The organism is Neobacillus sp. SAB-20_R2A (assembly GCF_049568635.1).
Taxonomy (GTDB): domain Bacteria; phylum Bacillota; class Bacilli; order Bacillales; family Cytobacillaceae; genus Neobacillus; species Neobacillus citreus.
This window is the reverse complement of sequence record NZ_CP145895.1, coordinates 4,253,194-4,272,500: the sequence shown is the minus strand read 5'-3', so window position 1 is coordinate 4,272,500 and position 19,307 is coordinate 4,253,194. Positions and strand designations below refer to the sequence as shown.

The following is a 19,307-nucleotide window of genomic DNA, read 5'->3' as shown; positions in this document are numbered from 1 at the left end:
GTTGCAGTACTTTTAATTGATTTGCCTCCTGTTGATTGGAGCGGAGGGCACTCGACTCCTGCGGGATATAGAGGTCACTGGAGACCCCACAGGCGCCCTGCGCCGAGGAGGCTTCAGGACCTCCCCGCGGAAAGCGAGTGCCCGTAGCGGAAATCAACAGGCCCATTAGCAGGGACAATCAATAAATATCGGTTTTTAATTCTGGTAAAGTAAGAAATTGTCGATAAAAACAAACTATCTCGACAATCTAAGCAGGTTCTTAACAGAGCCTGCTTTTTGTATTTTATCTGGCACGCCGCTTAGGCTTTGAAAAGTGGAGAATTTGTGTCATAATTCAGTAGGATAGAACAAATGCATTTTTAAAATAAGAATTATTACTATAGCAAAATTATATTTGTTCCCTATACTATGGATAGATTTTTTGAGGTGAAAGAATGGAAAGATTGCAGAAAGTAATTGCCCGCGCCGGAATTTCTTCTAGAAGGAAAGCGGAAGAACTGATCAAAGAGGGCAGGGTAAAAGTAAATGGAAAAGTCGTCACCGAGCTAGGTGTAAAGGTTTCACCCTCCGATAAAGTAGAGGTAAATGAAGTACCGCTTGAGAAAGAGGTGCCTGTTTACTTCCTATTATATAAACCAAGAGGGGTTATTTCGAGTGTCAGCGATGAAAAAGGCCGAAAGGTAGTAACAGATTTCTTTCCGGCTATAAAAGAAAGAATCTTCCCTGTAGGGCGCCTGGATTATGATACTTCTGGGTTATTGCTGCTTACTAACGATGGTGAATTTGCCAATCTACTAATGCATCCTAAGAACGAAATCGAAAAGGTTTATGTCGCTAAAGTAAAAGGCCTTCCTTTAAGGGAAAATCTTAAGAAGCTTGAAAAAGGAATCCGTTTAGAGGATGGAAAAACAGCGCCGGCGAAAGTGAAGCTGCTGTCAACTGATAAGAAAAAACAAACCTCTATCGTTGAGATTATTATTCACGAAGGCAAAAACCGTCAGGTAAGGAGAATGTTTGAGGCAATCGGCCATGAAGTTTTGAAGTTAAAGAGGGAACGTTATGGATTTTTAACCTTAACAGGGCTAAGGGCTGGAGAAGCTAGAGAACTAACTACCCATGAGGTGAAGCAGATAAGGGCACTTGCTTTGGATGTATCGAAGCGGCGAAAAAATTCATAGAATCGTCACAATTAGATTCTGTGGTAATCACTGTGGGTACATTGATAAATGATATAATTTAGACTAACTGTGCTCTGTAGTAAATGGAGGAGATTCGAATGAAAAAACGGCGATTGGTGATGAGAACGATTATTCTGCTTATTCTCGGTGCTGCCGTTGCTTACAGCCTATATGCCAATTTGACAAAGGATACGAAACAAAAGGTAGCCGTTGGGGAAAAAGCTCCTGATTTTGTATTAACGGATATGGACGGGAATAAACATCGTTTGTCCGATTACCGCGGTCAGGGAGTTTTCTTAAACTTTTGGGGAACATGGTGTCCACCATGCAAGAAAGAGATGCCATACATCAATAATCAATACCAACAATATAAAGACAAAGGGGTTCAAGTTTTATCAGTTGATATTCAGGAATCCGAGCTGCAAGTAAACCAATTTGCTGAGCATTATAAGCTGGAATTTCCGATTATGATCGATACCGATAAAGAAGTCATGACGGCTTATGGTATTAACCCGCTGCCAGCAACATTTCTAATCGATAAAAACGGGGAAGTTGTGAAATATCATACCGGCGAAATGACGGAAAAAATGGTAAGGGAGTTTATGGAGAAAATTAAACCTTAAAGGTTGTTGGGAGTTTTTTTAAATGAACGATGTAAAATGTGAATGCGGTCATGTGAATCCGCACGGCACTGTGTTATGTGAGGCCTGCGGTAAGGTGCTGGATGAAACAGACAACAAGAAAGAACTTCTTGATATGCGCTATGAGGGCAGTGCGCGCCGCTCGCAAACCTATAACAAAACCATCATTGATAAAATATGGAACTTCTTTTCCTCTGTAAAGGTTGGCGTCTGGCTGATTATTATCACGCTGATAGCTTCTATTCTGGGCACGATTCTGCCTCAGGAAATGTATATCAATCTGCCGCCGGATGTCTATTACGAGCAGGAATACGGCTGGTTTGGAAAATTGTACTACCAGCTAGGCTTTCATGATTTGTATGGGTCATGGTGGTATTTATTATTAATCGCCATGATTGGCATTTCCCTTGTTATTTGCAGTCTTGACAGGGTAGTTCCTTTGTATAAAGCATTAAAAGCACAAAGGGTCACAAGACATGAGGGATTTCTCAAACGTCAGCGGGTGTTTGGCACAAATTCCGAGGCTGAGCAAACCGACCTTGAAACGGTGAAAAAACATTTGCATGCAAAACGTTACCATGTCCGTGAAGAAAATGGCGATATTCTTGCAGAGAAAAATCGTTTTTCCCGTTGGGGTCCATATATAAACCATATCGGACTAATAATTTTCTTATTTGGCGGAATGCTGCGCTTTATCCCTGGTTTTTATGTAAATGAGGACCTTTGGGTTCGTGAAGGGGAAACAGCATTAGTTCCGGAAACGAATGAACAATATTATATTAAAAATAATCAATTTATATTAGAACATTACGATAAAAACAATAAGACTTTCGAAAAGGCACTTAACCGGGCAGGCGAGGTTGTGAAGAACTATCAATCAAACGTCGTTCTGTATCAGCGGGAGGGAGAGAAAATCCCAGGGGAAAAGCCGAAGTTAAAGAAGTTAGAGGAATATAAGATTAGAGTAAATCAGCCACTATCCTTTGATGGTTACTCTGTCTTTCAATCTTCCTTTAAAACTGAATTTAAAGCGATGACATTTACTCTCACTAATAAGAGCACAAATCAAGCCTTTGGCGAGGTGAGGGTTGACTTAACTAACCCGCAGGAGAAGTACGATTTAGGTAATGGCTATTCAGTGGAACTTCTAAACTATTTCCCGGATTTCGAATTTGACGATAACGGGGAACCATCAACAAAATCGCGGGTACCAAATAACCCGGCCTTCATTTTCCGGATGAATACACCGGATAAGCCAAAAGGGGAAACAAGCTTTGTAGCCATCAGACAGACTATTGAACCGTTTGGTGATAATACCTATAAACTGGCCTTCAAGGGAATTGAAACAAAAAATGTTTCCGGATTTATTGTTAGAAAGGATTCCTCTTTATGGGTGTTCATTATTGGCGGAATCATTTTCATGATGGGGGTTATTCAAGGTGCCTACTGGAACCACCGCCGTATTTGGGTTCAGCGCAAAAACGGGCAGGTCTGGATTGCCGCCCATACAAACAAGAATTGGTACGGCATGAAACGGGAGCTTGAAACTATTCTAGCAGGCACTAAATTGACGATGCCGGAGGATCAGCTTCAAAGGGACAAAGAGGTTAAGGAGGTAGTATAGTTGGCAGCATTAAGCAGTAATCTATTGTTTGTAGCTTTTATTCTATATTTAATAGCGACGCTGTTTTTCGGCGGTTCAATCAAGGAGAAAAAAGGTTTATCTGAAAAGAAAGAAACGAATAAGTGGGGAAAAATTGCTGTATTTTTAACCATCGTGGGCTTTGTTTCTCAGCTTGGCTATTTTATTACCAGATGGATTGCGGCCGGACATGCACCGGTCAGTAATATGTTTGAGTTTACGACATTCTTTGGAATGGCCCTTGTCGGCGCGTTTATCGTGATTTATTTTATATACCGCACGACGCTGCTTGGTCTGTTTACAATGCCTGTAGCCATCCTGGTCATCGCGTATGCTAGTATGTTCCCAAGGGATATTACTCCATTAATACCGGCCCTGCAAAGCTATTGGCTGCATATTCATGTTACCACTGCTGCAATCGGGGAAGCCATTTTGGCAATAAGCTTTGCTGCAGGTCTTATCTATTTAGTAAAAGCCATTGATCAAACCAAATCCAGTAAACGAACCTTTTGGCTCGAGGCGGTTATGTTTTCTTTAGTTACGGTTTTGGGCTTTGTAGCCATTTCTTCGATCTTCTCCGGAATGGGGTACCAAGAGAAATTTAATTGGGTTGATAAGCATGATAACGAGGCAGTTGTCGAATATACGATGCCTGCCATTACAGGACCTCACGAAGGAGAACTGTTGACAAAGGATGGCTTTAAACCATTGGTTGAGATGCCAGCTATTGTTAATGCAAAAAAACTAAATACGGTCATTTGGTCATTGATCGGTGGAATTATCCTTTACGGACTTATTAGGCTGATTATTAGAAAGCGAATTTCCGCCGCTCTTAAACCGCTGGTTAAAAATATAAACCTTGATTTTGTTGATGAGATTAGCTATCGTTCTGTATTAATTGGATTCCCTGTTTTTACACTGGGAGCACTGATTTTTGCGATGATTTGGGCACAAATGGCTTGGTCCCGTTTCTGGGGCTGGGACCCTAAGGAAGTATGGGCATTAATAACCTGGTTATTTTATGCCGCCTTCATGCATCTTCGTCTGTCAAAGGGCTGGCATGGAGAGAAGTCTGCTTGGCTTGCCGTAATCGGCTTTGTTATCATCATGTTTAACCTTGTCGCCGTCAACCTCATCATAGCCGGACTTCATTCTTACGCAGGATAACTGTCAAAATTTAGCCTTCACTTTGATTAAGTGAGGGCTTTTTTCAAATAATAGTAAAAAATTATTTATCTTAATTCACATTGTCAAATTATTGACACTTTTTATCGGATTTATTAGCTTTCAACATATAGCAAAAATGGAGACCATTTTGTAAAATAAACAACATGGGGGGATTAATAATGGATCAGGACGTTAAAATCTTAGTTGTAGATGATGAAGAAAGAATTCGCAGATTATTAAAAATGTATTTAGAGCGCGAAGATTTTATAATTGATGAAGCAGAGGATGGTAATCAAGCATTAGCGAAAGCGTTGGCTAACGATTATGATGTCATTCTTTTGGATTTAATGATGCCTGGCAAGGATGGCATTGAGGTTTGCCGCGAATTAAGGGAGAAAAAGGCGACTCCTGTTATCATGTTAACGGCAAAGGGTGAAGAGGTGAACCGGGTACAGGGCTTTGAAGTCGGTACGGATGACTATATCGTTAAACCATTCAGCCCGCGTGAGGTAGTACTAAGGGTAAAAGCACTGTTAAGACGATCATCACAAACTACCTTCCTGCAAACAGAGACAACAACAAAGGATGTCATTGTATTTCCTCATTTAACAATAGATAATGATGCCCACCGGGTATCTGCTGATGGTAAAGAGGTTAGCTTAACGCCTAAAGAATATGAGCTGTTATATTTTCTTGCCAAAGCACCGGACAAAGTATTTGACCGTGAGCAGCTGTTAAAGGAAGTATGGCATTATGAGTTTTTCGGAGACCTAAGGACAGTTGATACACATGTAAAACGTCTTCGCGAAAAACTAAATAAAGTTTCGGAACAAGCTGCTAGAATGATCGTTACCGTTTGGGGAGTAGGTTACAAATTTGAGGTAGTAAATGAATGACCTTCTTAAGAAGTGTAGTCGGTAAGCTTTGGTTTACCATCATTTTATTAGTTTCATTTGTCCTGTTTATTTTAACAGTGATGCTCCTTGAGTTTTTTCAAAACTATAATATTAATGAAACAAAGAATGATTTGACCCATACAGCCGAAAAAATTGCCACTGTATTGGAGGAGCATCCAGCGGATAAATGGCCGCTCGGTTTGGAAATCTCGTGGGAAATCATTGATGATGTCACCAAAGTAGTCATTATAAAAGGTGATGAAGTTTATTATTCTCCAAACACAAAGGGAGGAAATAAATTAACGATTGATGATATACGGAACGATCCCGAGTTATCAAGTGTATTACACAAAAATAAACGGGTCGAAAAAATCTCTAATCTTTCATCCGAAAAAAATAGCGCTGGCACTGCCGCCAATTATTCAATCATCGGGGTGCCGCTTAAACTCTCCGGAAATCACAATGGGGCAGTGTTCATTTACCAATCTTTAAGGGTTATGCAGGAAACATCCCGGTCAGCAACCAAATTTATTTTGCTTGTGGCTGGTGTTGCCATTATTCTTACAACCATTTTCGCATTCTTTTTGTCCACAAGAATAACCGCTCCGTTAAGGAAAATGCGGGAAGCTGCATTTGAGGTGGCAAGAGGGAAATTTGATACAAAGGTCCCTATTTTGACCCATGATGAAATTGGTGAACTGGCTACTGCTTTTAATCAAATGGGCCGGCAATTAAAGTTTAACATGAACGCGCTCAATCAGGAAAAAGAGCAGTTGGCAAGCATCCTAAGCAGTATGGCTGATGGGGTTATTACCTTCAACCGGGATGGAACGATTTTAATCACAAATCCTCCGGCAGACCGCTTTCTTCAATATTGGTATTATGAGAAAGGGGTTATCTCCGGATCGGAAGCCATTCCTTCTCAAGTCATGAATCTTTTTCAAAAAGCAGTTGATACAGAAAAAGAGCAGATCGGGGAAATTTCCCTGCAAGGACGCCATTGGGTCATACTGGTAAGCCCTCTTTACAGTAATCGGTTTATTCGCGGGGCGGTTGCGGTCTTAAGGGATATGACTGAGGAACGGCAATTGGAGAAAATGAGAAGAGACTTCATTGCCAATGTTTCACACGAACTGAGAACGCCAATTTCCATGCTTCAGGGCTACAGCGAAGCGATTGTTGACGATATCGCGGAAACGCAGGAAGAGAAAAAAGAAATGGCAAAAGTCATTTATGATGAATCGCTAAGAATGGGCCGACTTGTCAATGAATTGCTGGATTTGGCAAGAATGGAAGCAGGTCATATTCAATTAACAATGGAAGAGGTCAATATCTCTACTTTTATCAAACGGATTATTCATAAATTCCAAGGATTAGCCAAAGATAATGGAATTCAATTACTGGCTGAAATCGACAACGAAATACCAACCTTTACAATGGACCCTGATCGAATTGAACAGGTTCTTACGAATTTAATTGATAATGCAATCAGGCATACGCCGAAAGATGGTTCTGTGACCTTAAAAGTCACTTCCGAGGACAAAGGCGTCAGAATGGATGTTGTGGACTCAGGAACAGGGATTCCTGAGGAAGATTTACCGTTTGTTTTTGAACGATTTTATAAAGCTGATAAGGCACGAACCCGCGGCAGGTCAGGAACAGGTCTTGGACTGGCTATTGCCAAAAATATCATTGATGCCCACCGGGGACATATTTCCGTTCAAAGTAAAGTTGAACAGGGAACGACATTTTCCTTCATACTCCCACGAAAATCGTAAAATGACCATGGATTTTGCCGATTTCTATTGATTCACAAGGAACATTTTTAAGAGGCTGGCTACTCGCGCCAGTCTCTTTTTATTTTTCCATTAAACACCTTCCTTTTCATCCCAAAAAAGTCTATATTTAAGAAAGTGTAACCTTTTATACATAAACATCGACTAATATTTTGAACGGGGAGGGGAAAAAGTTGGACTCCGTTTTCGATGAACTTTATCAAAAATATCACCATGATGTATTTCAATTTCTTTTTTATATGGTTAGAAACAGAGAGCAGGCGGAGGATCTTGTTCAAGAGGTTTATATTAGAGTGTTTAAGTCTTATAATCGCTTTGAAGGAAAAAGCAGCGAAAAAACCTGGCTTTTTTCGATTGCGAGAAATGTTGCGATTGATTATTTTCGAAAGCAAAAGGGCTGGAAGGAAAGAATCCTTGAGAAATTTGATTGGTCTTCAAATCAGGTAAAGGACGACCATCCTATCCCTGAGGAAATGGCTGTTCAAAGAGAAGAAATTAAATGGGTATATAAATGCTTGGAATATTGTACCGTGGACCAAAGGGCCGTCGTTATCTTACGATTTATTCACGATTTATCAATAGCGGAGACAGCAGATGCTCTAGGATGGACAGAAAGTAAAGTCAAAACGACCCAGCATCGCTCGTTGAAGGTTTTAAAGAAGCATATGGAAACATTTTACCGAAGGGAGGAGGGAAGTAGTGAGAAAGTCAGAGTGGAGCGATAAAGAGCTCATAGATTTGTTAAAACAAATGCCTAAAATAGAAGACTATCGCCATCCTCGTGACATTTACCAAAACCTTTCACGTAAAAAACGGAAAACTGTTTCATGGCTCCTGCCGGGTATTGCAGCTGCAGCGGCACTATTTTTATTTTTTATTTTGGCTCCTAAGTTTATGGATACGAATCATTATTCAATCAATAATGCCAAACAAGAATCAACAAAAGAAGCGAAAATTGCCAAGGATAATAGCGATGCGGGCGGTATGGCCAATCAGGAATCGCAAACGGGTCAAATTTCAACATTAAAGAAAGCCGAAGGGCAAAACGATCATGCCGGGAAAACGGCTGTTTATGATGATGAAATTAAAGACGGCGTCGTGTTGACCTATTGGATCCCTGATAATCAGGCGCTAAATCTAGTACCAGTATCAACTATAGTCAAAAATACTGAAGGAAAAGACTGGCTTACCCTATATAATGAACATATGGCAAACCTAAATGAATCGGAATGGGGCCTAAGTGAATTTTATCCGCTCAAGGCAACATTGCATTATGATAATGCTAATGAAACTGTTATTGTCGATGTACCTTCAGACCATCCATACCGCCAAGGCAGTGCAACGGAACAAATCTTTCTCGGTGCGTTAAAAAATGATATTTCTTCCAATAGCAGCGTCAAAACGATTAAGTTCACCACAAACGGCGAACCTGGAATCGAACTAAGCAATGACTTTTTAGAAAAATTGACCATCACTGATGTGAAAAAACATGCCTACCTCTTTTACTATCCTAATGGCAGTGATGTTCCGTTCTTGGTGCCAACACCTGAATCATATAAGGATATTAAGGCTGCAATTGATGCGATGAAGTCAGTGGTAGAGGAATATCAATTACAAAGATCTTTGTTGCCAAATTTGGCAATTCAGGATGTAACAGCAAATGATAACACGTTAACCATCACTTTTGCGAAAGATGCCAGTTTAGAAGATGAACGGTTGGCAGTCTGGTCGATGGAGGCCATCCTTTTAACGGCAAAAGAATTCGGATTTGAAAAAGTGGTTGTGAGCAATCCTCCCGCAGCAAATATTGGCCCGTTTGATTTAACAAAAGAAATCAAGGTGCCAGCGGCCCCAAATCTTCGGACAATCGAGAAATGATAAAAAAATCAACCAAAACGGTTGATTTTTTTATGCATAAAATAGCAATTGACTCCAAATTATAACAAATATGGTCAGGCCGTCCCATGCCTCACCATATGTTCTAAACTCGAGTATAAGAACATATGGTGAGGTATGGACAAGATGTAAGGAGGATTAATAGTGAAATGCGTGACTATATAAAGAGGTTTTTTATTGCCATTATCATGGCGATTTGTGTAGGTTTGTTGTTTCTCGGAGGGAGACACTCGGAAGCTGCAGGATTGCCTGAGGCGAAAACGGAGAAGGAGAGATGGATTTGGCCGGCGGATGGTGTTATTTCTGATACATATGGGACAAGACAGGGTAAGCATAAAGGAATCGATATCGCCGGAAAATATGGCACCCCGGTCTTGACAGTTGAAGATGGGGCTGTGATCAAGTCTTATTATTCCAATACATATGGTCAGGTTGTATTTATCAAGCACCCAAGCAATTTCGTTACGGTTTATGCCCACTTAAGCAAACGGGCCGTTGTGCCAGGTCAAATGGTTAAGCGAGGGGAGGCCATCGGAACTATGGGAAGGACCGGTCAGGCTACCGGCACCCATCTTCATTTTGAATCACACCAATTAGAATGGAGATATGACAAAAAGTTTGCCATTAATCCGGAACTCCTTTTGGGAGATGCCGATGTTGGTGAAGCGGTTCAGGGCGGAATTGCAGCCAGTGGCAAGGATGTTTTGGAGGTAAGCAGCCGTCCGCAAAATATTCCTGAACCCAGCGGGCAGCCGCTTGTAAACCAATATATTGTAATAAATGGTGACAACTTGTCCTCCATTGCCCAAAAGTTTAATGTGACAGTGGCAAGATTAAAGGAAATCAACAACCTAAACACGGATATAATCAAGCCTAATCAAGTCTTAATCGTCAAGTAAATTAAAACTTTTTAACCCGCAGCCTATTGCTGCGGGTGTTTTTTATCTAAATATTTAAAAAACGGAAACAACTTTAACTTAACAAAGTGACTGATTTTCAGTATAATAAACTTATAATTTTATAACGATCTATCTTCGGGGCAGGGTGAAATTCCCGATCGGCGGTATTAGAGTATAACTCTTCAGCCCGCGAGCCTAATTGGGCAGGATTTGGTGTGATTCCAAAGCCGACAGTATAGTCTGGATGGGAGAAGATGGAGGTTCTGCAAGCATTCGAAAATTTTTCTTGGATCGAATGTTTATTAAGCGTACCTAAAATTACTCCCTCAAGCTTCAATCTTGAGGGAGTTTTATTTTGCGTACCTATAAAAGCTGAATCTCTCTTCCTAACGTGATGGATCAAAAAGGAGAGAGGAAGATGAAGAAAATGAAGAACACAAAGGTAAAAGCTATGGTTTCAATCGGGATGCTGAGCAGCATCGCATATTTATTAATGTTTTTAAACTTTCCGCTGCCAATGTTCCCTAATTTTTTGTTTGTGGACTTTAGTGATATTCCTGCTTTGATTGCTGCGCTAATTTTCGGACCAGTGGCAGGAATTTTAGTAGAATTGTTTAAGAATATGTTAAATTATTTTGCAACAGGGAGCCCGACAGGCATTCCTATTGGCCACCTTGCCAATTTCGCAGCAGGGATTGTGTTTATTCTGCCGACTTGCTATGTGTATAATAAATTGAAATCAAAAAAGGGAATGACACTTGCCTTAGTAGCTGGAACTATAATCATGGCTGTAGTGATGAGCATTGCCAACTACTTTATTGTTTTACCTGCCTATACGGCCTTAATGGGTTTCCCGGATATGCGGAACCTCGTCGTACCTGCCATTTTGCCTTTTAATATCTTAAAGGGCGTAATGATGTCGATCATTTTCATGCTTCTATTTATTCGGATGCAAGCATGGCTAAATAAATTTTCAGTAAAAAATGCTTAAAACGAACAGAGGCCGCAAAACTTGGGCCTCTGTTTTTTATCGAAAAAAATAACCCCCCGGCTTATATTAGGCGGGGGGTAGCAGCTTAAGAATATCTTCAGTCAAAGATTATTCAAATTTAGTTGGGTTACCGTCGAATGGCTCATCAGCAACTTTAATAGAATCAGTTGGGCAGCCTTCGAAAGCGTCCATCATGTCATCGATTAAAACATCTGGAATTTCAACGATACCTTCGTTATCGTCAAGTGTTACGAATGCGATACCTTCATCATCGTAATCATAGATATCTGGTGCAGCAGCGCCGCATGCGCCACACGCGATGCAAGTTTCCTTGTCAACAATTGTATACTTTGCCATGAAAAAAACCTCCCAGTAAAATAACAAGTAATATGCTTACTTATTTTCCATTTGTGATGGAAAATACAATTCACATATCTATTGTAAAGCTGTATGAATAACTTTTCAATAGAAATTTGATTTTGGTACCTTTAGTCCCATTATTTCTTAAACTTCCACATTTTTGGACAACACAATACCTGTTTCATGTTAAAATATAATAAAATTTAACTGTTTTTGTCGAATCAGGATAAGTGGTGAGTCTAAAATGGAATGGGTAGAATCAGTTATTCTTTATTGTTTGAAAAAAATTAATAACGAAAGAACTATTTATTCTGTTTACCACATTTTAAAAGGAAAGAAATCGTCGCAAACCATTCAGGATATTCATTTATATTCGTTAAAAAGATTATTTGGAGTACTTGAACCGCTGACAAGAGACTCCTTTGAAGCCATAATTCATTGTATGAGGGACAACGGGTGGATTATTGAGCAAGGGGAGCAAAAATACTCGCTCAGTTCCTCAGGAGAGCAGCGCTTGAAAAATATCGGTATTCCAATCTTTCTTAATGGCTGGCGTTATCACCAAATGACCACTATATTTTGGGAACGGCTCTCTTTATTAGTTCAAGTAGTCTCTAACCTCATTAATCAGGAACCAAGCTATATACCGATTCAAAAAAATAAGAAGGTTCTTATCTGGGTTAAAGCTGTTCTTAAAGAAAGCCATCTCTCAAGAAACGAAATTGGCGAAAAATTATATGAAGAATTGAACGAATGCTTCGAAGATGGGCAGGAAATTGATCCGTCTATGATTGTCTTCCGTTTAACTGGATTCCGGCAAATAGGATTAACCGCTCAACAAGCATCCAAAAAAATGAATGTTAATGTGTACGAATATCATCTTACATTTACTAATACACTGCATTATTTGATTGAAAAAATAGAAACAAGAGGCGTTAATTTTCCGATATTAACCCATCTACTAAAAGGCTTGGAGCATGGGGATGAATTAACCATTACGGCGCGAAAAACATGGAAATTGCTATCGCAGGGATATTCGATAGAGATGATAGCTAAAAACAGAAATTTAAAAACAAGCACAATCGAAGATCATTTAGTGGAATTTGCGCTGCAAATAGACCAGTTTTCAATCGATGCTTTTGTTGATAGAGAATTACAGCTGGAAATTTTGCAAATTGCTAATCAAGCCGCCACAAAGCAATTAAAATTAATAAGGGAAAAAGTCAGCCGTGCCAGTTATTTTCAAATCAGGTTAGTGTTGGCAAAGTATGGTGACCGGCAATGGAATTAGAAAATCTCTTAAAAAAACATTTTGGCTATTTATCATTTAAAACAGGGCAAAAGGAAGCAATTTCAGCTATCTTAAATGGACAGCATACCCTGGCCATGCTCCCGACCGGTACGGGCAAATCCCTATGCTACCAGCTTCCTGGTTATGTTTTTGAGGGATCGATATTAATCGTTTCCCCGCTTCTATCCCTTATGCAAGATCAAGTAGAACAATTAGGTCGTTTGGGTGAGAAAAGGGTTATTGCTTTAAACTCCTTTCTTTCTTTGGAGGAAAAAAATTATGTTCTAGACCGGCTGCACGACTATAAGTTTATCTTTATATCACCGGAGATGCTTCAGTCCTCTTTCATCTTACAAAAGCTTCGGAACCAAGACATCTGCTTATTTGTAGTGGATGAAGCGCATTGTATTTCTCAATGGGGGTATGATTTTCGGCCGGATTACTCCAAATTGGGTGAAATAAGGAAAAGCTTAGGGTGCCCCCTTACACTAGCTCTGACCGCTACCGCTACAAGAAAGGTCCGGAAGGATATTATCCAATCATTAGGCATAGAGGATGCTGTAAAAGTGGAATCGACAATTGACCGTCCTAATATAGCCATATGGATCGAGGAAATAGAAGAGTATCAGAAAAAGACAGACCGGGTTTTGGAGCTTGCTGCAAAGCTTGAAAAACCTGGTATTATTTACTTTTCAAGCAAAAAAATGGCCGAACAAATGGCTTTATTGCTAGAGGAAAAGAATATCTGCAACGCAAGTGCTTACCACGGGGGATTGGACCAGGACACAAGAATATTAATCCAGCAACAATTTATTCATAACCAGCTAGATGTTATTTGTGCCACGAGTGCATTCGGGATGGGAGTGAATAAGGATAATATCAGATTTATTATTCATTTTCATATGCCGATGCAAATCGAGTCGTATCTTCAGGAAATTGGCCGGGCAGGACGCGATGGTCTGCCGAGTATCGCATATCTTTTATATTCACCTGGAGATGAACAGCTGCCTTTTCAGCTTGCTGAAAGCGAACTCCCGTCGGAACAGCAAATTGACTGGCTGTTTCATGAATTGGAAATTGGACACGGAATAAAAGGCGATGCACTTCAATTCAATCAAGGCACCCAGGAAAGAGGAGGGTTTTCTGAGGTTCAGTGGAGATTAGTGGAGAATCTTCTCCGGAAAGAAGCCAAAGAAAAAAGTTCTCTTCTTGACGGCAAAGAAAGAATTAAAGGATTTGTTAATGAACGCATAACAATGAAGAAAAAAAATATTTACCAAATGTTACAATGGGTTTTGTCAAATCGGTGCCGGCGCGAATTCCTTTTGAATTATTTTGAGGAACAGGTGACAAGTAAAATTGAGCAATGCTGTGATATTTGCGGAATTGACGAAAAAAACTATTCAGCCTCCCATAAAATGAGGAAGAATCATTTAGGGAAAATTGAATGGAAGGAATACCTAGCCGGATTATTACTTAATAGCGAGTTGAGGGAATGAAAAAGAAATATAATGAACTAATTAGCAGCTTAACTGATAAAGATTTACTTTTTCACTTATATATGACACAGGTCATATTGCTTGTGATCTCACTCATTTTAGGATTGCTCCTATTTGACCATTTCTCTTTTTTGAAAACAATCGATGTAAGGGACGTTAAGATTATTTCCATAGGCGTGCCATTGGGGATAGCGGTTGTCATCGTTGACTTAATCCTAATGAAATGGCTGCCTGCATCTTTTTATGATGATGGCGGCTTAAATGAACGGATTTTCCGGAAAAGAAATATATTCCATATTTTTATTATTGCCGCGTTTGTTTCCTTTAGCGAGGAATTATTATTTAGAGGGATCATCCAAACGAAAGTCGGGCTTATTTTGGCTAGTCTTATTTTTGCGTTAATCCATTACCGCTACCTGTTTAATGTGTTTTTATTTATCAACATTATCACGCTTAGTTTTGTTATTGGGGCAGTCTATGAATCGACAAATAATCTGGCTGTCACCATTATGATGCATTTTATTATCGATTTCTTATTAGGTATTTTTATAAAGTATAAACATTCTTCGGCAGATGATCAGAAAGGAGGGGGAGGGCTTCATGAATAGAGAAGAACCATATAGAGAGCAAGCCGAAAGATTAAAACAACGAATACAAAAGGTGAATGAAAATATCGAAGTAAACGATGAATTGCCTCCAAGGGAACTGGTCCATCGGGAAAAAAAGAAAAAAGTAAAATGGAAAATAAAATATCCGGTTATTCGGATCCTGGTATTATTCTTTATTCTTCTTCCTGTGATTATTTTCAGTGTTATTTCTTATCTTGATGGAAAACAAATAAATGGCTCTAAGAAAGCTTCAACGGATCCTGTTGGTTATGAAACTATTAACCTAAAAAAATCAACTTCAGAAGAGACTGATAAAGTGGAGGAAGAACAATCCGTAAATGCCGATGGAGCTGATAATCCGGAAAGTGTAGAAGCGGGCACCTCATTAACTCCACCAGCCGAAGAACAGCCGACTGCCAATACGGAAAAAAATGTGTCAACGGAAAGTCCTGTTTCACCTCAAGGGGCTGCCAGCAATAATGCACCAGTGCAGATTCAGAATCAACCAACACAAACGGATACAAGTAAAAGTGAACCAGTACAACAGACGATCATTCGTCATAAGGTTCAGCAGCAAGAAACATTATTTAGTATTTCGATGAAGTATTATAAATCTCAAAAAGGGATGGACATTATAAAAAAAGCAAACAACATGTCCAATGAAGAAATCTATGTTGGTCAGGTATTGAAAATCCCAATTAGCAACTAACCGATCGTTTTTAGGTCGGTTTTTTTGTTTTTTAATTCATAAGTTTGCGGACAAGTTCATATTTATTAATGGAGAAATGGAGGGATGGATATGGATTCTCCCATTAGGGAGCTTGAGCATACGGATGAAGCGACCAAGCAGGTTCTAGAAAATGTCAGGAAAAAGAAGGAAAAATTTGATAAAGCAGAAAAGTTACATTATCTTTCAATCTATTCGACTCTTTTAGTGGCTGCCATCTTTTTTTGTTATTTTTATTTTGCCATTGCGAAATATTATTCTTATTCCTTTTTTGCCATGTTTTCTGCTTCGTTAAATGATTCGGTTATCATATTTTTAATGGCGATTACGATCATTGGGTACGGTTCAATGAATATTTTGAAGCAGCAAAAGGATAAGAAGGAGAAGGAATATCAGGAATTGAGGGCTGAGATTGCCGACCGCAGTAAAGATTTTTGGAAGAAGGAAGAAGAGTGGAAAAACCGCCATATTGTTTTTGCAATGATGAAAAAAAATTACGATATCAATCTATACCATGAAAAAAAATAAAGAAGCAGAATCTCTGCCTCTTCCTAATTAAAAAATCTTCTTCTTTCCTTTTTCTTCTTTTAAAATTTCGACCGCTTCACGGAAGCGTTGCGAGTGGATGATTTCTCTTTCCCGTAGGAAACGAAGACCGTCATTCAAGTCTGGGTCATCGCTCATATTGATAATCCATTGGTAGGTTGCCCGTGCTTTCTCTTCTGCAGCAATGTCTTCATAAAGGTCGGCGATTGGGTCACCTTTAGCTTGGATATACTGAGTGGTAAAAGGAATTCCCGCGGCATTATGGTAAAATAGGGCTTTATCATGATCGGCATAGTGCCCGTCAAGCCCTGCTGCCTTCATTTGTTCAACGGTAGCGTCTTTTGTGAGCTTGTAGACCATAGTGGCAATCATTTCCAGGTGGGCGAACTCTTCCGTTCCAATATCTGTCAAAAGGCCGATGACTTTGTCGGGAATCGTGTATCGTTGGTTCAAATATCGGAGCGCTGCAGCAAGCTCTCCATCGGCACCTCCATATTGTTCTATCAAAAATTTGGCTAACATCGGGTTGCAGGTGCTGACACGGACAGGATATTGCAGTTTCTTTTCATATATCCACATTTTCCTTTATCCCTCCCCTTGAACATTCACTACTGCTGATTTTTATGTGAATTTATACCTGCCATGGCCAAGGTGAATCGTCCCAATTCCATGGATGCCCCGAATAGCTGTTGCCAAACTGCTGAAGGGGGCCAAATTGGCTTTCAAAGGCTTTTTTTATTCTCTTTCTTTCCTTTACATAATGGTTAAATTGGTTTATCGCTTCAAGATCATCATTGTGAGTATCCAAATACAAAGTGAGCTCGACCAGGACAAAGTCGACGGCTTGGAGCTGTTCCATCAATTGATAATACTCGGCAGGAACTTGCTTCATGAAGGGATACCCCCTTTTGCAATTTCATTGGGGCCGTACCAGGGATCATAAAAATCTTTCCAAAGCGTACCTGCTTTAAGAGCCTCAAATGGAGAAAATTGTGGGAGATTTGGTGGTTGAAAACCCATATATAAATGAGGCGGTGTGGAATACTTTTTTTCAAGCATCGGCTTACAGGGGTCGAAAGGACTTACATATGGATGATAGGTCTTAAGATGAGTGTTCATGGAAACCCTCCCTTTATTTCAGCATCAGTTAATCATATGATAATATTCTTATGACATGACATAAAAGTTTAATAAATGAAAGGTTTTCGAACGCTGACATAGAATTATAATATAGTTGAAGTATTAACCTTAGAGGTGATAGGAATATGTTCGTAAAAAATATGATGATTCCAAAGCATGACTGTATTACAGCACAGGAAAACGAAACGCTAAAAGCAGCCTTGGATCGATTGGAAGCTCAGCAAATTGACGGCCTACCTGTTTTGCAAGGTAATAAATATGTCGGTGTAGTAACCAGATATGGGATTTATGAAAATTATTTTCTTTCCAATAAAACAAAGGAAGAATATTTAACAACGACGAGTGTGAAAGACATTGCTACCCACCAAGAGATGTTTTTAGAAGGTGCGGAACTATTTGAAAGGACGATGCTTGATTTAAAAGATTTTCCTCTGCTTGCAGTAGTAGATGAGGATCGTAATTTTCTAGGGGTGATAACTCGCTCAGATGTTCTGAGCTTCTTTGAGAGTGCTTTTGGAGTCAATCGCCCCGGGGTGAGGATTGCGTTTACATCAGTAGAGACGGAAGGACGGATTGCTCGCTTGTCGGAAATCGCCCATCATTTTCACGAGCATATCATTTCGCTGGTCACCTTTGACGAAACAGATAAGCTGGTCCGAAGAATTGTCATGAAAATTGAAAAGAAAGATAACATTGATAAATTTACGAAAAAACTTGAAGAACATGGCTTCCGTATTTTAAGTATCGAAGAAGTGTAAAAATGCTTAATCGTGGAAATAATACCAATCCCCCTCATACATTGTTATGGGGGGGATTTTTTGCATGCTTGCAGTAGGGAGGATTTTGTTTATCTACTTATTCGGCTATTTATTCATTAAATGGATTTGGATTCCGAAACCATTTGCTTTGGCTGATTTTTTTATTGTTTTAATTACACACCCGCTTGAGTTTTTGGCTGCCTCCTTAGCCCTGTTCCTTGGTGTCCTTCTTACGGGTGGTCTTATTAAGGATTTCATACATAAATTAAGAGGTGCACAGAAGAAGCATATTCTCTTGAAGATTATAGAAATGGTCTTTCTGATTGTCGTATTCACGATTCTTTTTCGATTTGGCTGGGAGCAGGCACTTGTTTTTTTTAGTTTAAGTATCGTTTATGGTACCATTTCATTAGAATCTTAGAGTTTTAAAGGGGTATGTGAATATGGGTTTAATCCCAATTATCTTGTTGATTGTTCTCATCATTGGGTTATGCCTGCTTTTATATATGCTGCGGGAGGCCTTTTTAAATGTTGTTGTCCGGCATGAATTCCTTTTTCAGGATTTTCCTGAAACGTTTGGAAGAATGACCATCTTTTTTATTTCCGATATTCATAAACGGACAATATCTGATAAGGTCATTCAAACGGCCATAGGGAAGGCTGATTTTGTTGTAGTAGGCGGGGATTTGACAGAAAGAGATGTGCCTTTACAAAGGGTAAAGGCAAATTTAATGAAGTTAAGACAAATTGGTCCCGTTTATTTTGTATGGGGAAATAACGATTATGAGGCCAATTTACATCAGTTACATACGGTGTTTCTGGAAACTGACATTAATGTCTTGGATAACTCAGCCGTCAGCCTGCATTCTAACCAAGGCGAAAAGATTTTTTTACTCGGAGTTGACGATGTCACTTTAGGAAGGGACCGGCTTGAGTTGGCCTTAGACAGAACAGAAGCCAATCACTTTAAAATCTTGGTCAGCCATTCCCCGGATATTATCAAGAAAGTTGGTACAAAGCAGAATATCCGGCTGATTTTAAGCGGACATACACACGGTGGCCAAATCCGTCTTTTTGGATTCAGTCCCGGAGAAAAAGGGGGAATAAAAAGAGTGCAGCAAACAGTGCTTTTCATTAGCAACGGTTATGGAACAACTGCCATCCCCCTTAGATTGGGAGCCCCGGCACAATGCCATTTGATTACTGTTAGAAAATGTTCCGATACTCCTTAGTTAGGGGAGACAATTCACAACCGCCTCTCTGCTTTCATAA

Annotated in this window: 22 protein-coding genes and 1 riboswitch; of the genes, 18 read left to right on the top strand and 4 right to left on the bottom strand. The window is 39.7% G+C overall.

What is annotated here, in order from left to right; translation table 11 throughout:
- The first annotated feature begins 434 nt into the window (after positions 1 to 434).
- The 10 genes from rluB (at position 435) to V5M37_RS20810 (ending at position 11,106) form a co-directional block, all read left to right on the top strand.
- On the top strand, positions 435 to 1,178 hold the full coding sequence (rluB, locus tag V5M37_RS20855) for a 23S rRNA pseudouridine(2605) synthase RluB (RefSeq protein WP_423798985.1): 744 nt from the start codon (positions 435 to 437) through the stop codon (positions 1,176 to 1,178).
- Positions 1,179 to 1,276: 98 nt separating this feature from the next.
- Positions 1,277 to 1,801, top strand: coding sequence for a thiol-disulfide oxidoreductase ResA (resA, locus tag V5M37_RS20850; protein WP_213144989.1), 525 nt, complete (start codon positions 1,277 to 1,279; stop codon positions 1,799 to 1,801).
- A gap of 22 nt (positions 1,802 to 1,823) precedes the next feature.
- Positions 1,824 to 3,443 carry a cytochrome c biogenesis protein ResB gene (gene resB / locus V5M37_RS20845; protein WP_423798984.1) on the top strand — a complete coding sequence of 540 codons (1,620 nt, stop codon included), beginning with the start codon at positions 1,824 to 1,826 and terminating at the stop codon, positions 3,441 to 3,443.
- Positions 3,444 to 4,628 (top strand): c-type cytochrome biogenesis protein CcsB, encoded by a 1,185-nt coding sequence (gene ccsB, locus V5M37_RS20840; protein WP_423798983.1) that lies wholly within the window; start codon positions 3,444 to 3,446, stop codon positions 4,626 to 4,628.
- A gap of 179 nt (positions 4,629 to 4,807) precedes the next feature.
- Positions 4,808 to 5,524 carry a response regulator transcription factor gene (locus tag V5M37_RS20835; RefSeq protein ID WP_213120323.1) on the top strand — a complete coding sequence of 239 codons (717 nt, stop codon included), beginning with the start codon at positions 4,808 to 4,810 and terminating at the stop codon, positions 5,522 to 5,524.
- Positions 5,521 to 7,302: an ATP-binding protein gene (locus tag V5M37_RS20830; RefSeq protein ID WP_423798982.1), complete on the top strand. Its 1,782-nt coding sequence runs from the start codon at positions 5,521 to 5,523 to the stop codon at positions 7,300 to 7,302. The genes V5M37_RS20835 and V5M37_RS20830 overlap by 4 nt, the downstream gene beginning before the upstream one ends.
- A gap of 170 nt (positions 7,303 to 7,472) precedes the next feature.
- On the top strand, positions 7,473 to 8,045 hold the full coding sequence (gene sigX, locus V5M37_RS20825; RefSeq protein ID WP_423798981.1) for an RNA polymerase sigma factor SigX: 573 nt from the start codon (positions 7,473 to 7,475) through the stop codon (positions 8,043 to 8,045).
- Positions 8,020 to 9,198, top strand: a complete 1,179-nt coding sequence (locus V5M37_RS20820) for a negative regulator of sigma-X activity (RefSeq protein WP_423798980.1) — start codon at positions 8,020 to 8,022, stop codon at positions 9,196 to 9,198. Before sigX ends, V5M37_RS20820 begins: the two co-directional genes overlap by 26 nt.
- A 167-nt stretch (positions 9,199 to 9,365) precedes the next feature.
- Positions 9,366 to 10,115 (top strand): peptidoglycan DD-metalloendopeptidase family protein, encoded by a 750-nt coding sequence (locus V5M37_RS20815; protein ID WP_423798979.1) that lies wholly within the window; start codon positions 9,366 to 9,368, stop codon positions 10,113 to 10,115.
- 127 nt (positions 10,116 to 10,242) lie between these two features.
- Positions 10,243 to 10,375: riboswitch (FMN riboswitch) on the top strand.
- 167 nt (positions 10,376 to 10,542) lie between these two features.
- A complete protein-coding gene (locus V5M37_RS20810) occupies positions 10,543 to 11,106 on the top strand; it encodes an ECF transporter S component (RefSeq protein ID WP_423802658.1) in 564 nt (187 codons plus the stop codon).
- A 108-nt stretch (positions 11,107 to 11,214) separates the two neighbouring features.
- On the opposite strand, the gene V5M37_RS20805 is transcribed toward V5M37_RS20810, so the two are convergent.
- The gene (locus V5M37_RS20805) at positions 11,215 to 11,463 is read right to left on the bottom strand and encodes a ferredoxin (RefSeq protein WP_042355233.1); all 249 of its coding nucleotides are present in this window, start codon (positions 11,461 to 11,463) and stop codon (positions 11,215 to 11,217) included.
- 247 nt (positions 11,464 to 11,710) lie between these two features.
- Here V5M37_RS20805 and V5M37_RS20800 point away from each other — a divergent pair, with 247 nt between their 5' ends.
- The 5 genes from V5M37_RS20800 (at position 11,711) to V5M37_RS20780 (ending at position 16,119) form a co-directional block, all read left to right on the top strand.
- Positions 11,711 to 12,757 (top strand): helix-turn-helix domain-containing protein, encoded by a 1,047-nt coding sequence (locus V5M37_RS20800; protein WP_423798978.1) that lies wholly within the window; start codon positions 11,711 to 11,713, stop codon positions 12,755 to 12,757.
- Positions 12,748 to 14,256 carry a RecQ family ATP-dependent DNA helicase gene (locus tag V5M37_RS20795; RefSeq protein ID WP_423798977.1) on the top strand — a complete coding sequence of 503 codons (1,509 nt, stop codon included), beginning with the start codon at positions 12,748 to 12,750 and terminating at the stop codon, positions 14,254 to 14,256. Before V5M37_RS20800 ends, V5M37_RS20795 begins: the two co-directional genes overlap by 10 nt.
- Positions 14,253 to 14,864, top strand: a complete 612-nt coding sequence (locus tag V5M37_RS20790) for a lysostaphin resistance A-like protein (RefSeq protein WP_423798976.1) — start codon at positions 14,253 to 14,255, stop codon at positions 14,862 to 14,864. The genes V5M37_RS20795 and V5M37_RS20790 overlap by 4 nt, the downstream gene beginning before the upstream one ends.
- Complete coding sequence (locus V5M37_RS20785; protein WP_423798975.1) at positions 14,857 to 15,573, top strand: LysM peptidoglycan-binding domain-containing protein; 717 nt, start codon at positions 14,857 to 14,859, stop codon at positions 15,571 to 15,573. The genes V5M37_RS20790 and V5M37_RS20785 overlap by 8 nt, the downstream gene beginning before the upstream one ends.
- A 90-nt stretch (positions 15,574 to 15,663) precedes the next feature.
- Entirely contained in the window at positions 15,664 to 16,119 is a 456-nt protein-coding gene (locus V5M37_RS20780) for a DUF2663 family protein (RefSeq protein WP_423798974.1), read from the top strand.
- Between the two features lie 27 nt (positions 16,120 to 16,146).
- Here the strand turns inward: V5M37_RS20780 and V5M37_RS20775 are convergent, their stop codons facing one another.
- The 3 genes from V5M37_RS20775 to V5M37_RS20765 are packed head-to-tail and all read right to left on the bottom strand — an operon-like array spanning position 16,147 to position 17,256.
- Positions 16,147 to 16,716 carry a manganese catalase family protein gene (locus tag V5M37_RS20775; protein WP_213145002.1) on the bottom strand — a complete coding sequence of 190 codons (570 nt, stop codon included), beginning with the start codon at positions 16,714 to 16,716 and terminating at the stop codon, positions 16,147 to 16,149.
- A gap of 52 nt (positions 16,717 to 16,768) precedes the next feature.
- Positions 16,769 to 17,029: a spore coat protein CotJB gene (locus V5M37_RS20770; RefSeq protein ID WP_423798973.1), complete on the bottom strand. Its 261-nt coding sequence runs from the start codon at positions 17,027 to 17,029 to the stop codon at positions 16,769 to 16,771.
- Positions 17,026 to 17,256 (bottom strand): spore coat associated protein CotJA, encoded by a 231-nt coding sequence (locus V5M37_RS20765; RefSeq protein ID WP_423798972.1) that lies wholly within the window; start codon positions 17,254 to 17,256, stop codon positions 17,026 to 17,028. Before V5M37_RS20765 ends, V5M37_RS20770 begins: the two co-directional genes overlap by 4 nt.
- A 146-nt stretch (positions 17,257 to 17,402) precedes the next feature.
- On the opposite strand from V5M37_RS20765, the gene V5M37_RS20760 reads away from it, so the two are divergent.
- From V5M37_RS20760 to V5M37_RS20750, 3 genes are all read left to right on the top strand, one after another.
- Positions 17,403 to 18,035, top strand: coding sequence for a CBS domain-containing protein (locus V5M37_RS20760; RefSeq protein ID WP_423798971.1), 633 nt, complete (start codon positions 17,403 to 17,405; stop codon positions 18,033 to 18,035).
- A 64-nt stretch (positions 18,036 to 18,099) separates the two neighbouring features.
- Positions 18,100 to 18,456, top strand: coding sequence for a hypothetical protein (locus tag V5M37_RS20755; RefSeq protein WP_423798970.1), 357 nt, complete (start codon positions 18,100 to 18,102; stop codon positions 18,454 to 18,456).
- 22 nt (positions 18,457 to 18,478) lie between these two features.
- Positions 18,479 to 19,267 carry a metallophosphoesterase gene (locus V5M37_RS20750; RefSeq protein WP_423798969.1) on the top strand — a complete coding sequence of 263 codons (789 nt, stop codon included), beginning with the start codon at positions 18,479 to 18,481 and terminating at the stop codon, positions 19,265 to 19,267.
- Positions 19,268 to 19,307: the final 40 nt, after the last annotated feature.

Excerpts from the sequence above, each read along its gene's own strand:
- V5M37_RS20755 (WP_423798970.1), top strand. The coding sequence starts at position 18,100 with ATGCTTGCAGTAGGGAGGATTTTGTTTATCTACTTATTCGGCTATTTA.
- V5M37_RS20795 (WP_423798977.1), top strand. The coding sequence starts at position 12,748 with ATGGAATTAGAAAATCTCTTAAAAAAACATTTTGGCTATTTATCATTT.
- V5M37_RS20790 (WP_423798976.1), top strand. The coding sequence starts at position 14,253 with ATGAAAAAGAAATATAATGAACTAATTAGCAGCTTAACTGATAAAGAT.
- V5M37_RS20810 (WP_423802658.1), top strand. The coding sequence starts at position 10,543 with ATGAAGAACACAAAGGTAAAAGCTATGGTTTCAATCGGGATGCTGAGC.
- V5M37_RS20770 (WP_423798973.1), bottom strand. The coding sequence starts at position 17,029 with ATGAAGCAAGTTCCTGCCGAGTATTATCAATTGATGGAACAGCTCCAA.
- V5M37_RS20785 (WP_423798975.1), top strand. The coding sequence starts at position 14,857 with ATGAATAGAGAAGAACCATATAGAGAGCAAGCCGAAAGATTAAAACAA.
- V5M37_RS20775 (WP_213145002.1), bottom strand. The coding sequence starts at position 16,716 with ATGTGGATATATGAAAAGAAACTGCAATATCCTGTCCGTGTCAGCACC.
- V5M37_RS20805 (WP_042355233.1), bottom strand. The coding sequence starts at position 11,463 with ATGGCAAAGTATACAATTGTTGACAAGGAAACTTGCATCGCGTGTGGC.
- V5M37_RS20765 (WP_423798972.1), bottom strand. The coding sequence starts at position 17,256 with ATGAACACTCATCTTAAGACCTATCATCCATATGTAAGTCCTTTCGAC.
- V5M37_RS20815 (WP_423798979.1), top strand. The coding sequence starts at position 9,366 with ATGCGTGACTATATAAAGAGGTTTTTTATTGCCATTATCATGGCGATT.
- resB (WP_423798984.1), top strand. The coding sequence starts at position 1,824 with ATGAACGATGTAAAATGTGAATGCGGTCATGTGAATCCGCACGGCACT.
- rluB (WP_423798985.1), top strand. The coding sequence starts at position 435 with ATGGAAAGATTGCAGAAAGTAATTGCCCGCGCCGGAATTTCTTCTAGA.
- V5M37_RS20780 (WP_423798974.1), top strand. The coding sequence starts at position 15,664 with ATGGATTCTCCCATTAGGGAGCTTGAGCATACGGATGAAGCGACCAAG.
- resA (WP_213144989.1), top strand. The coding sequence starts at position 1,277 with ATGAAAAAACGGCGATTGGTGATGAGAACGATTATTCTGCTTATTCTC.
- V5M37_RS20830 (WP_423798982.1), top strand. The coding sequence starts at position 5,521 with ATGACCTTCTTAAGAAGTGTAGTCGGTAAGCTTTGGTTTACCATCATT.
- V5M37_RS20800 (WP_423798978.1), top strand. The coding sequence starts at position 11,711 with ATGGAATGGGTAGAATCAGTTATTCTTTATTGTTTGAAAAAAATTAAT.
- V5M37_RS20760 (WP_423798971.1), top strand. The coding sequence starts at position 17,403 with ATGTTCGTAAAAAATATGATGATTCCAAAGCATGACTGTATTACAGCA.
- V5M37_RS20750 (WP_423798969.1), top strand. The coding sequence starts at position 18,479 with ATGGGTTTAATCCCAATTATCTTGTTGATTGTTCTCATCATTGGGTTA.
- V5M37_RS20835 (WP_213120323.1), top strand. The coding sequence starts at position 4,808 with ATGGATCAGGACGTTAAAATCTTAGTTGTAGATGATGAAGAAAGAATT.